We start from the raw sequence: 14,157 nt of genomic DNA on the forward strand, positions 1-14,157 counted from the left end.
ACATTTGTGAGCCATTTCATACCTGCTACCATACATCTTATACAGCGGCATCCACCAACGCATGCACTAACTCATCTTTACGCACCTGCGGTGAGGGATAAGCATGCCTACTGTGAGTCAGTTTTAAGCTTAGCAACGTTTCCGCCAACTTATAACTGAATGGCCCTGGGTTAATCAGTGGTACAGGCAAATGCTCGGCCAAATACTTTGCGGCTAAGTGCATGGTAGTAGAACCCAAACAAATTACCTCTGCACCATCTTCTTCCACGCAACGCATTGCTGTTTCTAGCATACGTGGAAATACCGTATCTTCTTTGCCCTCAGTAAGATTGACAAAGTCAGGCTCAATATCAAAGGAACGTACAGAAGCACATTGGCGTTCTAAGCCATACTCTCTGATTACTTTCTTATAACGTGGCAAGGCGGGTTTCCATTGAGCCAATACGGAAAAACTATTACCTAAGGTCAAGGCATACAACATAGACGCTTTACCTGGGCCTATGACAGGAATACTCAACACAGAGCGTAGCGCCGCCATACCCGAATCACTCATGGTATCGATCACTACCGCATCAAAACCTTCTTTCTCTGCATCCACAGCGGCTTCATAAATACCTATATCCGCCAATAGCCAATCGTGATGCGACATAAAGGAGGTAGAACCTACACGTACAGGCCTATAGACCAATTCTGTACTAGGATCTAGCTCTACGTGCTGACCTTGTGCTGCACGACGCGCGACGCCTTCCTCATCTAAAGGAAAGGGGTTAATTACCAATATTCTGGACATAATCTGCTCCTGCGTTATAGCGCTAGGCCCATGGCCTTATAGGTGTCTAAGCGCGGTGCCAGTGGTTCAGGGTATGTGGCACGACTGTGTGACAACCCTAGCTGCAGCGCATTCTGCGCTAAGCGATAGGACAAAGGCCCTGGGTTAATCACAGGCACTGGCAACTGCTGAGCTAAGTAGGCGTGGGCCTCATGCATAGTCGTCGAGCCCAGCACAATTACGTCCGCACCATCCTCTTCTATACAGCGTAAGGCCACATCGCGTAGTACCGGAAACACTTCAGCTTCCCTACCGCCCAATAACACCTGATTGTTAGGCACTAGATTCGCGGCGCGCATGGATGCACATTTATGCGCCAAGCCTAACTCAGCCAGTATTTTGCGATACAGCGGATTCCATCTGTCCCACATAGAGAGGATAGAAAAGCTATCCCCTAACATTAGGGCTGTAAGCATGGCGTGGCGCCCTGCACCGATCACAGGAATTGTGAGTACCGAACGTAATACGGCCATACCAGCATCACTAACCGTATCAATGCACAGCGCATCATAGCCAGCTTCTTCGGCTGCCAACCCTGCTTCCATCATGCCTATATCAGCCAACAAAGCATCTTGCTGGCTCACATAGTTGGCAGGTGCAATACGTACTGCGTTGAATTCAAACTGTATGCCCGGCCCCAAACTCACCGCTTGCAGCTGTTGCTCACGTTTACGCAAGTTTGTTTCATCCATCGGAAATGGCACTAATACCAGAACTTTATACATGGTTGTCTCCATTATTATGGTGCTGCTATCTGTATCTGTTATTGCGCATTTGCCTCGAAACGCTTACCGTGCTCCAACATTTCAGGCGTGCCTATCAAGGCATTCAAACCATTCAAGTCCAACATGCGGTCTTTAAAAGGCATGTTGCTTAAATTCAAGTGTAGTGAGTCATAATATTGATCGGCTGTTTTGGCGAGCGCCCTAGCAATGCCACCCGGGAAAATCACGATTTGAAAGCCCAGCTCACCCAGCTCAGGCGCCGTATACATAGGCGTTGAGCCGCCCTCTACCATGTTGGCTAACAAGGGCAACCTCGTACCAAAACGCTGGCAAATAGCTTGCAATTGTTCTTGATTCGCTGGCGCCTCTACAAATAACACATCGGCACCCGCTTCCACGTAGCGCTCTGCGCGGTCTAGTGCAGCCTCAAAACCCTCTACCGCGATGGCATCAGTGCGCGCAATAATAAGGGTCTGATCACTATGACGCGCATCGACAGCCGCTTTGATTTTCCCAACCATCTCGGCTGCACTGACTACCGCTTTCCCAGCCAAATGCCCGCAACGTTTGGGTAAACTTTGGTCTTCTAGCTGTAGTGCATTCGCACCCGCCCTTTCATACATGCGTACTGTACGCTGCACATTCAACGCGTTACCGTGACCATTATCAGCATCTACAATTAAGGGGCTACTCACACGGTCGCGTATCAACTCTATGGTCGACACTACTTCGGTCATGGTGACTAAGCCTATGTCAGGCCTCCCCAACTTACTGTAGGCAATACCTGCACCAGACAGGTACAAGGCTTTAAAGCCGTAGCGCTCAGCGATCAAAGCCGTCAACGCATCGTACACACCCGGCGCAATGATTTGCTCGCCACGTTGCAAAATCTGTTTTAGTGTCATGATTCTTCCTTTTTTGTGGTCTTACAAACCAAGATAAGTACGTCTAAGCTCAGGGTCCATTGCTACGGACTCGGCATCACCCGACAATGCCACGCGCCCATTCTCGATAATGTAAGCACGATGCGCTAACTCTAATGACTGCACCACATTTTGCTCTACCAGCATGATGGTCAGCCCTTCCTGATTCAAGCGCTGTATAAGGGCAAACATTTCTTCCACCAATAAAGGGGAAAGCCCCAATGACGGCTCATCCAGTATGAGAAAATCTGGCTCGGCCATCATGCCCCTACCTATGGCCAACATCTGCTGCTCACCACCTGATAACGTGCCTGCTTTCTGGTTAATACGTTCACGCAACCGAGGAAATAAGTCATAGATGCGCTCAAGATTGCGCTGCTTATTGGCTTGCCCACGCAAGTAAGCACCCAGCTCTAAGTTTTCATGTACCGCCAGATTAGGGAATATCTTTCTACCCTCAGGCACATGAATCAAACCCGCTTTAACAATGTGCTCACTGTTTTTGGGTAATGCTGCACCTTTGAAATCAATGCTCCCTGCATTCACCTTCAACATTCCAGACAGCACCATGTTTAGTGTGGTTTTGCCTACGCCGTTTGCTCCCAAAACCGCCACTATTTCGCCGGCCTTTACGTGCAAATCGATTCCGCGCAGTACTTCCACGGCGCCATACCCCGCTTTGAGCGCTTTAATCTCAAGCATGCTGTTGCTCCTGCTTCGCCAATCGGTTTGCAGCACCGTGGCCTAAATACGCCTCTATCACCAAGGGGTCACTCACCACCGCACGTGGCTCACCTTGTGACACGATTTTCCCTTGTGCCAGTACATACAGGTAGTCACACAAACTCATCACTGCTTGCATGACATGCTCAATCATCAAAACAGAGATACCCTCTGCCCTAATGCCTTCAATGACCGGAATGATGTCGCGAATTTCTGAAGGATTTAAACCCGCCAACACTTCATCTAGCAGCAATAACTTAGGTTCTGTAGCCAGTGCCTTAGCCAACTCCAAGCGCTTACGACCCGCCACTGTTAACCCTGCTGCAGGACGATGCAGTGCATGCTCCAGCCCTACTCTATGCGCCACATCACGTGCGACGGCTTCGGCTTCATCTCTATCTTTATGACGAAGAAAAGCGCCCACCACAATATTTTCTAAGGTGCTTAAACCAGCAAAAGGCTGCACGATCTGAAAAGTACGCCCCATTCCCATCTCGGCACGACGATGTGGCGGCATAGCAGTAATATCCACCCCGTCGTACATAACTCGACCGGTTGAGCACTTTAAAAATCCAGAAGCAACCGAAAACAGCGTTGTTTTACCCGCTCCATTAGGGCCAATTAAGCCAGTGATAGAGCCCTTCTTAACCTCTAGCGATGCATCATTAATAGCAACTAAACCGCCAAATCGCATCGTGATTGATTGTGCTTGCAAAATCATGTGCGTTGCTCCTGTTCAGCTTTAGCAGAACGAATACGCCACTTACGCCCCAAGCCCAATAAGCCTTGCGGCAAAAAGCACACCGCCACAATCAATACGCCACCGTAAATCGCCATATCCACACCTGGGATTTCGCCGGTAAAGCTTTTGACACCCTCACCCAACAGATGCAATCCCAACACTCCTACTAATGGGCCAAACACCGTACCTAAGCCGCCAACCATACTGGCGAGCAGCACCTCTACCGATACCTTAGGCCCAAACGCCAAACTCGCATCTATATAGAGGAAATACTGCACATACAAACACCCAGCTGCCGCAGCTAAACCACCTGAAAGCGTGATCGCTTTTAATTTAACCTTCAGTACATTGATACCCAGAGCTTTTGCCGCATCTTCGTTCTCACGCACCGCTGCCAATTGCGCACCAAAGCGGGAGAATGAAATTTTGCGCACCACAATCAAACCTACACTTAACACCGCAACCGTTAACCAGTAAAAATACGTGCGATTAGAAAACTGCAAATGTTCAAAACCATAGTTAATCGGCAGCAATAGACCTGACGCACCACCCATTAACGGTGAAGCATTGGTGAGCACTCTAAACACCTCGGCAAACGCCAATGTCACCAGCGCAAAATAAGAACCTCGTAACCCAGCACGGAACGATAAGAAACCCACCAGCCAGCCTACTAAGGCACCCGCTGCGATCCCCACCAACAGACCACTCCACGCCCCTAAGCCCAAATTCAATTGCCACAAACTAATGACATAAGCGCCTGTGCCAAAAAATGCCGCATGACCAAACGAAATTTGCCCTGCCATCCCACCCAGCACGTTCCAGCCCTGAGCAGCAATAGCAATAATCAGGGTGTAAATCATGAAGCTGATCACTACGTTTGAGGAGGAAAACCACGGTAGTGCGATCAACAACACAATCACGGCGGCGATAGAGGAATACGCACTCAATTTCATGCTTTAGCTCCAAAAAAACCGGTGGGCTTAAACAGTAGAACCAGGATAAATGTGATGAAAATCCCAATCTGACCTAGGCTTTCACCTAAAAACAGGCCACATAAGCTTTCTACAATGCCAATAAAAATACCGCCTACCAGAGCCCCCACAATGGAGCCCATACCACCCAGTACCACCACCGTGAATGCGACTAATACAAAGGCACTACCAATGCTGGGGTACACATAAAACGTAGGGAGCAATAACGATGCCGACACTGCCAAACATGCGCACCCAATACCAAAGGTGACAGCATAAATATGCTTCACATTAATCCCAACCAAACTCGCGCCTAGCTTCTCTTTAGAAACAGCACGTATGGCTTTGCCTGTATTGGTTTTTGCCAAGAACACCCACAACAAGGCAGCCGTCAGCACCGAGGCAAACAACCCAAACACACGAGCTTGCGAGAAAATAAAGGGGCCAAACTCAAATACATCAAAGGAGTAATCCGATGACAACGAACGCACATCTGATCTAAAAATCGCCAGCAACACGTTTTCAATCACGATGGATAAACCCAAGGTGATAATCAGAATATTTTCATCCCTGCCATGACTGCCTGGGCCAATTAGAAAGCGCTGAATCACATAACCCACGATGAACAACGCGGGTACAATGATAGGAAGCTGTATATACGGGTCTAAATTGAAATGCTGGTTCAACGATAGAACCAAGAACATGGATGCCGCTAACATGGCACCATGCGAAAAATTGATGATGTGCAACACGCCATACACCAGCGTTAAGCCCAAGGCGATCAAAGCATAAATAGAGCCAGTCAGCACACCATTTAAAATTGCCTCGATTACGATACTCATTGAGTACATAATTTTTATCTCTCATTGATGGGTATCCGTAGATACCCAGACCACTCTCACTTACAACGGATAATTAGGTTTAGCATCCGCAAATTCCGACGGATAAATCACCTTGATATCACCTTGCTGAACCTGCGTCACAACGGGTGCACCACCCATATTTTGGCCATCCACAAAGCGTGTTGGGCCATATGGCATGATGTGACCATCAAACTGAGACGTCTGCAGTGCTTCAATCACCGCGATGCGATCCGCCTTGCCTGCACGCTCCAATGCGTCAGCCAGCAGCAAAACGTTGGAGTAATTCAGTGCAATGTTGTATGTCCACGTAGTGCCACTGTCTTCCACTTGCTTACGTAGCGCTTGAGCTTGCTCGTTACGTGGATCGCTCCAGTGGTTGCAGTCCATAATGTTCTCGGCTGCTTGTGGGAACTCTTTCACAAACCTGAAATTAGACGCAGCACCATTCAACACCGCATAAATCCCTTTGGCGCGTACTCGCTGTTGCTGTAACGTACGCATCAACAATACGGTTTCACCGTAGTATGACGATGGGATAATCAGATCCGGGCGTAAGGATCGAATGCGCAATGCCACGTTAGACATGTCTCTGGCGGGTGTTGGGTGCGCGATCACATCTAAGATTTCAAAACCGTGTTTAGGCAACTCTGTTTGCATCAACTTAGCCAAACCTGAGCCAAACAAACCGTCTTCGTGCACCAACACCACCGTTTTGGCGGGGTTGCCAGCATACTCGTTCATGTTGACTAAGCTATCTATTGCTGACTGCGAACAAATGCCAAAGCCCGGTGCAAACCTAAAGGTGTTTTTTAAGCCCCGTTGTACGATTTGGTCTGACACCCCCACATCCACCAAATAAGGAATGTCGTAGCGTGAAGCTGCTTGTGTAGCTGCCAAGCAAATGGGGCTAGCAAAACCACCCACGATGGCCACTACACCTTGATTATGCAGTTGCTCTACCTCTTGTACCGCAACCTCGGGGTTAGAGCGCGCATCGGCAAATACCATTTCCAATGGCGCACCACCCAACGCCTTAATACCACCCTGCGCATTAATGTGTGCGATGGCGAGCTCTGCGCCTAAGCGGCCCAAACCACCATCTTGCGCAAATGTGCCTGTGACGGGCTGTAGAATACCTACCTTAATGGGCTGTACAGACTGCGCTCTAGACAAACCTGGAACGCCTAACATCACGGCGCTGGCCATACCATACTTCAACACTTGTCTGCGTTTTTGATCAAATGTATTCATTGTCTTATCTCCTGATTGGGTGCTCGGTAGCGCACACCCAGCTTTTTTAATTGTCGTCACGTTGTTGTAGCTGGCTGCAGGCGCTTAAACCTGCCAATCGCCCTAACACCACGGCTGTCAACAAACCATTACCCGATAAATAACCATCGGCTCCCGGCCCACAAAACCCACGTGCAGCGCCACCTCCAGCATAAAGATTAGGCAAGACCTCACCATTTGGCTTCAATACACGGGCATGACTATCCACCGTCAGCCCACCCTGGGTATGAAACAGTGCACCACTTACTTTGGCTGCTCTATAGGGTGCTTGCAGCGCCTGCTCTGGCGTAAAGCTTCTACCCAGAGGATCGTGTTGCTTGCCTTGGGTATAGCTATGCACCTGCTCTAATTGCTCACGTAGTGCCTCTAACGGCAGACCAGTAACCGCCGCCAGTTCTTCTATGCTGTCTGCGTGACGTATACCACCCAAAGCCTGCACTTCTTTGTAATCATGAAAAGCTAAGGCAGGCTGTTCGCAGCGGGCATCATAAATGCTCCATGCGTATTGTCCGGGCTGTTTCAGGACTTCTTCGGCATGCTCAGAGTAACCACGCATTTCGTTGGCGAAACGTTTACCCAGTTGATTAACCTGAATGCCCCCTAGTGACACCACCGCCCATGTCAATGGCGACCCATGCGGCACCGACACCGAACCATGCCCTTGATAGGAGCCTAAATCTTCCGCGTGCGCACCCAACGCCAGCCCCCAGTCCAACGCATCACCTGTGTTAGATGTATGGCCGCAGTACTCGGCATCAACCATCTCGGGAATAAAGTGCGCTATTTTTTCTGGATTGCCGCCAAAACCGTTACACGCCAAAATCAGAGCTTCGCACCCTACTGTCTCTACCAATCCATCCGGACGTTTAAATGAAACCGCTACGACTTCGCCTAGCTCGGTGGCGTATAAATCCTCCACTGAAGCACTGGTCATAATGTCTACCTGTGCCTGTGAGGCCGCAGCCAGCAACATACTTTCTAAATCCGCCCCCGATTGAGAACGCGGCCCGTGCATGCGGTACTGTGAATGGCCGGGATAGCGAAATCCCTCTACCAAGTGCAAATCCAGCTTGTGTTCACGCATTAACCAATCAATAGTCTTCCCCGAAGCAGTTGCTACGGCGTTAACGACTACTGCATCATTTCTGTAATGCGCTTTAGCCATTAAGTCTGCTGCAAACTGCTCCGCCGTATCCGCTATGCCCTTTTCTTTTTGCAGTTGCGTACCTGCTGCCGGAATCAACCCCGCTGATAACGACGTGCTACCACTAGGGTGCTCATCGCGCTCCAGCACCAGCACCTCTACACCCTGTTCGGCCACGGACAATGCCGCTGTCAGCCCACAGGCTCCAGCACCCACAATGACTACGGGCACACTAAACTCAAACTCTGCCTCTATGGCTGGCTTTATCGCCATATTCTGTCTCCCCAAACCCATTCACCACCTTGACCAGCCAGTAGCTGGGCACGCCTGTACTACAGCTTTGCCCAAGGGTAGCGTTGGTAATAGTTGTCTTCGAAATTGCTAATACTGTCTTGGTGGCTTAAGGTAAGCTCCAACTCATCCATACCCTGAAGCAAACAGGTTCGCCAAAATGCATCCACATGAAAGGGGTAATTGGTACCGTCGGGTAACCTCACCTGTTGATTTTCCAGATCCACTACCACGCTGCGGTATTGCTGGGTACGCAATGCCTCACCGATTAGGGAAACAACGTGCTCAGGTAAACACACCGGCAAAATCCCGTTTTTCAGGCAGTTATTATGGAAAATGTCCCCAAAACTGGGGGCGATCACAGCGCGTATACCGTAGTCGGCTAAAGCATAAACGGCGGCCTCTCGCGAGGAGCCACAACCAAAGTTTTCACCAGTGACTAAAATTGTGGCGTCACGATACGCGGGCTGGTTTAGCACAAACTCTGCAATCTCATCGCCCAGCTCGGTGAAACGCAGGTCATGAAATAGCACGGCGCCATACCCCAGTGCGCGATCTCGTTTCAGAAAGCGCCCCGGCACAATTTGGTCTGTATCCACATTGCGTTGTTCAAAGGGTACCGCTACGCCTTCTACACATATAAAAGCTTTCATGCCTGCACCTCGGTTGAAAGGTGGCGCACATCGGTCAACTTACCGTATAGCGCTGCTGCAGCCGCCATCGCGGGGCTTAACAAGTGCGTACGAGCCCCTTTACCTTGGCGACCCACAAAATTACGATTAGACGTAGAGGCACAGCGCTTACCTGCCGGTACCACATCACCATTCATGGCTGCACAACTAGAACAACCTGGCTCCAACCACTGCGCTCCTGCCTCTTGAAACACACGCCCCAAGCCCTCTGCTTCTGCTGCTTTTTTCACTAAGCCAGAACCTGGAACCACAATGGTAGGCACGCGTACCTTTTTGCCACGTAATACGTTTGCTGCTTCGCGTAAGTCTTCCAAACGGCTATTGGTACAGGAGCCTATAAACACCATGTCTATCGCTATCGCCTCCAACGCCATGCCGGGTTGTAAATCCATGTACTGCAACGCAGCTTCTACGGCTTGTTGACGCGATACATCGTCAAAGGACAATGGGTCCGGCACCTGCGCTGCAATTGAACTGACATCTTCAGGGCTGGTCCCCCAACTCACCATCGGCGTGATGGCATTGCCGTCTATGAGTACTTCTTGATCAAAAACCGCCTCGGCATCACTGGCTAGATTGCGCCAATCCTCTACAGCTTGCTCCCACAATGCACCAGCAGGTGCGTATGCTCGGCCTTTTACATAAGCAAAGGTAGTGTCATCTGGCGCCACCATACCGCACCGCGCCCCCGCCTCTATAGACATGTTGCAGACAGTCAGACGCTCCTCAATACTCATGTCGCGTATGACAGACCCTGCATATTCAATGGCATAACCTGTGGCACCGGATGCCCCTATACGGGCAATGATGGCTAACACCACATCTTTGGCTGACACCCCTTGAGCACGTACCCCGTCTACCGTAATACGCATGACTTTAGGACGCGATTGCCACAGAGTCTGCGTTGCCATCACATGCGCGTTTTCAGACTGACCTATACCAAAAGCAATGGCTCCCAATGCCCCGTTGGTAGAGGTATGGCTATCACTACACACTACCAAAAGCCCAGGCAACGTAATTCCCTGCTCGGGCGCCACCACATGCACAATGCCTTGCCGTGGATCTTGCAACGAGAAATGGTTCACACCGCTCCACTGCATGTTGCGATCAAACTGCTGAATCATGTGCGTGAGCTCTATGGTTGCCGCGCCTTCTGCCGTGCGCGAACGTGTAGGCACATAATGGTCTGGCACCCCAAATACTTGTTTGGGCTTACGAACAGTTAAACCACGACGCTGTAGATCAGCAAAAGCATGGAAAGAGCCTTCATGAATAAGGTCCCTGTCCACGTATAGCAAATCCGGCCCATCCGGTTGGGACAAGATCACGTGCCTGTCCCAAATCTTGTCAAACATAGTGCGCGCCACAACGGCCTTCTTGTTGCTGGACATTACCGCTCTCCAGCCTTCGCGACTGAAGCGCAATACGCATCTAAAATGTCTGTTCCCGTCGCCGCCCACACACCGCTGTGTCCCAACATGTACTCCAACGCCTCTCGTACTTTAGCGATACGAAATGGCACGCCAGACACCCACGCATGCAGCGGTACACTCATCACGCGTCCGCCGTACTGCTGTGACTCGCGATACAACACATCAAAACGATCTTTGATTTGTGTGAGCCACTCATCTTCGTTTTGATGAAACTCTTGGAAAATAACTCGGTCGTCTGTTTCAAATGCCAAAGGCATGGCGTAGTGCTCGCCACTGGTTACCTTCATGGCATAAGGCAAATCATCGTTTGCCCAGTCGCAGGAATAACGCACGCCTTGCGCTGCTAACAAGTCCATCGTATTGGCAGACTGACTACGTGCAGGCGACAGCCAACCCGTAACAGCTTGACCACTCATACGGCGCAACAGCTCTACGCTAGAAGCTATAAGCTGTGCTTCGTCTTGCTCACTCAGTTCAGCATGATGCACATGCCCCATGTCTTTACCATGCGCCATGAGTTCCACATCCTGTTTGAGCAAGCTTTGTACTAAGGCAGGATATCGCTCCGCCACTGCCGCATTCAGCGCCACAGATGCCGGTATACCCAATTCCTTTAGCACTCGCATAATGCGGAATATGCCAACTCTGTTGCCATAGTCACGGCTAGAGTAATGGCGAAAATCGGGATAAGGCATGGTCAAACCACCCGGTGCACGGAATGGTTTAGCGGGTGCATTTAACGGAAACCATTGCAATATAGGCGTCACCCATAGCGCTACTCGTGCCTGATTAGGCCATTGCACTGGAGCTCGCTCAAACAGATCAGACCACTCGTACCGGTCGTGATCCATGCCGTAGTGCCTATGGGGATAGCTCAAATACGTAGCATCAATCGTCATTTTGTCACCTCTGCAGCCTGTTTGATGCCCGCAATCTGGGCCGATACGTCGTCGTAATAATGCGCTAAGTAATGATGGGCTATCTCGCGCCCTGTGGTTTGCCACACACCTTCATGCCCAGCGATGTAGGCGAGCGCTTCAGCAAAAGCATCGATACGATGTGGCTGCCCTACAAGATAAGGGTGTAAGGGAATACACATCACCGTGCCGGACTCGGCACCCTCTGCATACAACTGATCGAACTGGCGCTTAATCATTTCCCCATAGTGACGCGGTGTGAACTGATTGCCGTTATAGACAATCACATCATTCATTTCTAACGAATACGGCATGCTAATCATGCGTCCATTCGCGACATTCACCGGTGTAGGCTGATCGTCGTGAAATAAATCGCAGGTATAGAGCACCCCTTCCTCGGCCAGTACATCTAGACTCCAAGGGTTATTCGACAAAGCAGGTGATAGCCACCCATCCAACGATTGCCCTGTCCACTTGTGAATGGTCTGCCGTGAATCGCGGATAATTGCACGCTCTTGCTCTTTATCCATGCCATACACATAGCGCGTGTTATAGATACCATGCGAGAAAAACTCCCATCCACGATCGGCACACGCTTTAATAATTTCTGGATGGTGGTCACACAAGGCCACATTTAACGACACCGAACCTTTAAAGTTGGTTTCATCCATAGCACGCATCATGCGCTGCCATCCGGCACGATTCCCGTAATCCCTGTGTGAGTAGCCTTGCACATCAGGATGTGGGCGTGGCCACGCCGCTCTGGAGGCATTCGCCGCAGGGTTTAATTCATAGAATTCAATATTGGGGGCAATCCATACGGCAATACGCGATTCGTCAGGCCACACGAGTTTAGGGCGTTGGTCATAAGGCAAATAATCGTAGAGCTGAAGGTCACTGACTTGTGTATGGCTCATGCCTTACCCCTTCATGCTCTGTACGTGAGCCAGTACCTCTGCGGTAGGCACAACGTCACCGTACTTAATTGCAATGTCGTACAGATTGGCAAAGTGAGGGCTTTCATGTTTATCAGCCACGCACTCCTCGGCCACAATCATGCGATACCCGTTGGATATGCCATCCACCACTGTTGCTCGCACACAGCCTGATGTAGACCCGCCCGTCAAGATGACGCTATCGCAACCGTGCCACGTCATCAATGAACGCAAATTGGTCTCAAAAAATGCTGACGCCATACGTTTGTTGATAATGATGTCTTTCACATGATCAATCTTCAATCTGTCGTCAAATTCAGCACGTCTTGACCCCACTTTGATGTTCTGTAATGAGTCTGGCGTATCACTACGGGTACCCCATACACCACAATCTTCACCCGATTCCATGTACGCAACATAAGTCCAGACTACAGGTAAGCCTGCGGCACGAAACGCATCCGCCAAACCATTTACATGCTCCATCTGCTTTGGGTCGGTTTCGTAAGCCGTCGCAAACTCCCCCACGTTGGTGTACGACTTCTGCAAATCGATGTTCACCAAAATAGGTTTTTTGCCAAAACCAAAACGTGGACGAACAGGTTTAGCTTTGATTTGTTCGTATAGTTCGCGCGCTGTTTTCCCAGATGCTTCCATGTCTAGACCCTCGTTACATTTCTAAAGTATTAATGTTATATTAATAATACATTTAAAAAAATAACTATCAGCACTAGGGGTTTCCCTTAGGTGAAAACAGAAGTAGATTCGTTATCTTGCTGATTACCAAGACACCTTTTAGGATGCTATGACTTCCAACACATCGCTTCTTAACAAGACGCCCGAAGGCCTCTTAAACACACTGGATGACAAGTCACCGCTACCGCTTTACCACCGCTTGTATGTCTTGCTGCGTGAGCAAATTATTAGCGGCAGTTACCGTAACGGTGAAAGTTTGCCGCCTGAAAATGATTTAGTACAAAATTTTGGTGTCAGCCGCATCACAGTACGACGCGCCTTAAACGACTTAGCTGCAGAAGGCTTAATTACCCGTGCTCGTGGGCGCGGTACACAAGTAACCTATAGCGAAAATACAGCTATTATGGGGCGTCCAGTCATTGCCAGCATTGATGGCTTAATGGCGAATCTCTCTATTATTGGCCACAACACCTCAGTAGAGGTAAAAACGCTGGATTACACACCCGCCATCGCCCCAATTGCCGAACAATTAAATGTAGAGCCTGGCACCATCATTCAACACGTCACACGTGTGCGCTACTTAAAAAATGAGCCATTCTCACATTCGCAAAGTTACTTATTAGAAGATATAGGCCGCTCATTTACACGTGACGACTTGATCAATCATGCGCTGGTAGACCTCATTCAAAAAGCTGGTATTACGATAGAACATGTTCAACAGGCCATCACCTGCACGCTAGCAGATGAACAAGCTGCCCGCTTGCTGAAAACATCTATAGGTGCACCGCTACTGAAGTTGCGCCGACTCTTCATAGACTCTGATGAACGCCCTATCAACTACTCTGAAATTCTCTACACACCAGACCGCTTTGAGTACCGTATGAACTGGTCCAGAGGCACCAGCAATAACTTGGAACTTGCCCAAGATTTTCAGCGCTAACTAGACAACACACAAGAAAAAAGCCCACTGATGTGGGCCTTTTTAT

At 49.7% G+C, this 14,157-nt stretch carries 15 protein-coding genes; 1 reads left to right on the plus strand and 14 read right to left on the minus strand.

The annotated features are described in order from the left end of the window. Window positions 1-37 precede the first annotated feature (37 nt). The 14 genes from GY634_RS12040 to GY634_RS12105 are packed head-to-tail and all read right to left on the minus strand — an operon-like array spanning window position 38 to window position 13,132. Window positions 38-790 (minus strand): aspartate/glutamate racemase family protein, encoded by a 753-nt coding sequence (locus tag GY634_RS12040; protein ID WP_166408837.1) that lies wholly within the window; start codon window positions 788-790, stop codon window positions 38-40. A gap of 14 nt (window positions 791-804) precedes the next feature. Further along, a complete protein-coding gene (locus GY634_RS12045) occupies window positions 805-1,554 on the minus strand; it encodes an aspartate/glutamate racemase family protein (RefSeq protein ID WP_166408839.1) in 750 nt (249 codons plus the stop codon). A gap of 38 nt (window positions 1,555-1,592) precedes the next feature. Then, window positions 1,593-2,459 carry an isocitrate lyase/PEP mutase family protein gene (locus GY634_RS12050; protein WP_166408841.1) on the minus strand — a complete coding sequence of 289 codons (867 nt, stop codon included), beginning with the start codon at window positions 2,457-2,459 and terminating at the stop codon, window positions 1,593-1,595. 21 nt (window positions 2,460-2,480) lie between these two features. Then, window positions 2,481-3,179: an ABC transporter ATP-binding protein gene (locus GY634_RS12055; protein WP_166408843.1), complete on the minus strand. Its 699-nt coding sequence runs from the start codon at window positions 3,177-3,179 to the stop codon at window positions 2,481-2,483. Further along, entirely contained in the window at window positions 3,172-3,921 is a 750-nt protein-coding gene (locus tag GY634_RS12060; RefSeq protein WP_207625597.1) for an ABC transporter ATP-binding protein, read from the minus strand. Before GY634_RS12060 ends, GY634_RS12055 begins: the two co-directional genes overlap by 8 nt. After that, window positions 3,918-4,895 (minus strand): branched-chain amino acid ABC transporter permease, encoded by a 978-nt coding sequence (locus GY634_RS12065; RefSeq protein ID WP_166408845.1) that lies wholly within the window; start codon window positions 4,893-4,895, stop codon window positions 3,918-3,920. The genes GY634_RS12060 and GY634_RS12065 overlap by 4 nt, the downstream gene beginning before the upstream one ends. Further along, on the minus strand, window positions 4,892-5,764 hold the full coding sequence (locus tag GY634_RS12070; protein WP_166408847.1) for a branched-chain amino acid ABC transporter permease: 873 nt from the start codon (window positions 5,762-5,764) through the stop codon (window positions 4,892-4,894). Before GY634_RS12070 ends, GY634_RS12065 begins: the two co-directional genes overlap by 4 nt. A 51-nt stretch (window positions 5,765-5,815) precedes the next feature. After that, window positions 5,816-7,027, minus strand: a complete 1,212-nt coding sequence (locus tag GY634_RS12075; RefSeq protein WP_166408848.1) for an ABC transporter substrate-binding protein — start codon at window positions 7,025-7,027, stop codon at window positions 5,816-5,818. Between the two features lie 46 nt (window positions 7,028-7,073). Then, window positions 7,074-8,483: an FAD-dependent oxidoreductase gene (locus GY634_RS12080; RefSeq protein WP_166408849.1), complete on the minus strand. Its 1,410-nt coding sequence runs from the start codon at window positions 8,481-8,483 to the stop codon at window positions 7,074-7,076. A gap of 59 nt (window positions 8,484-8,542) precedes the next feature. Then, the gene (leuD, locus tag GY634_RS12085; RefSeq protein ID WP_166408850.1) at window positions 8,543-9,154 is read right to left on the minus strand and encodes a 3-isopropylmalate dehydratase small subunit; all 612 of its coding nucleotides are present in this window, start codon (window positions 9,152-9,154) and stop codon (window positions 8,543-8,545) included. Then, entirely contained in the window at window positions 9,151-10,584 is a 1,434-nt protein-coding gene (gene leuC, locus GY634_RS12090) for a 3-isopropylmalate dehydratase large subunit (protein WP_166408851.1), read from the minus strand. The genes leuD and leuC overlap by 4 nt, the downstream gene beginning before the upstream one ends. Next, window positions 10,584-11,525 (minus strand): polysaccharide deacetylase family protein, encoded by a 942-nt coding sequence (locus GY634_RS12095; RefSeq protein WP_166408853.1) that lies wholly within the window; start codon window positions 11,523-11,525, stop codon window positions 10,584-10,586. Before GY634_RS12095 ends, leuC begins: the two co-directional genes overlap by 1 nt. Further along, complete coding sequence (locus tag GY634_RS12100; RefSeq protein WP_166408855.1) at window positions 11,522-12,460, minus strand: polysaccharide deacetylase family protein; 939 nt, start codon at window positions 12,458-12,460, stop codon at window positions 11,522-11,524. The genes GY634_RS12095 and GY634_RS12100 overlap by 4 nt, the downstream gene beginning before the upstream one ends. Before the next feature lie 3 nt (window positions 12,461-12,463). Beyond that, window positions 12,464-13,132, minus strand: coding sequence for an isochorismatase family protein (locus GY634_RS12105; protein WP_166408857.1), 669 nt, complete (start codon window positions 13,130-13,132; stop codon window positions 12,464-12,466). A gap of 148 nt (window positions 13,133-13,280) precedes the next feature. Between GY634_RS12105 and GY634_RS12110 the strand changes: the two genes are divergently transcribed. Continuing rightward, window positions 13,281-14,111: a GntR family transcriptional regulator gene (locus tag GY634_RS12110; protein WP_166408859.1), complete on the plus strand. Its 831-nt coding sequence runs from the start codon at window positions 13,281-13,283 to the stop codon at window positions 14,109-14,111. Window positions 14,112-14,157 lie beyond the last annotated feature (46 nt).

This window comes from Paenalcaligenes suwonensis, from assembly GCF_011290505.1.
Lineage (GTDB): Bacteria > Pseudomonadota > Gammaproteobacteria > Burkholderiales > Burkholderiaceae_B > Paenalcaligenes > Paenalcaligenes suwonensis.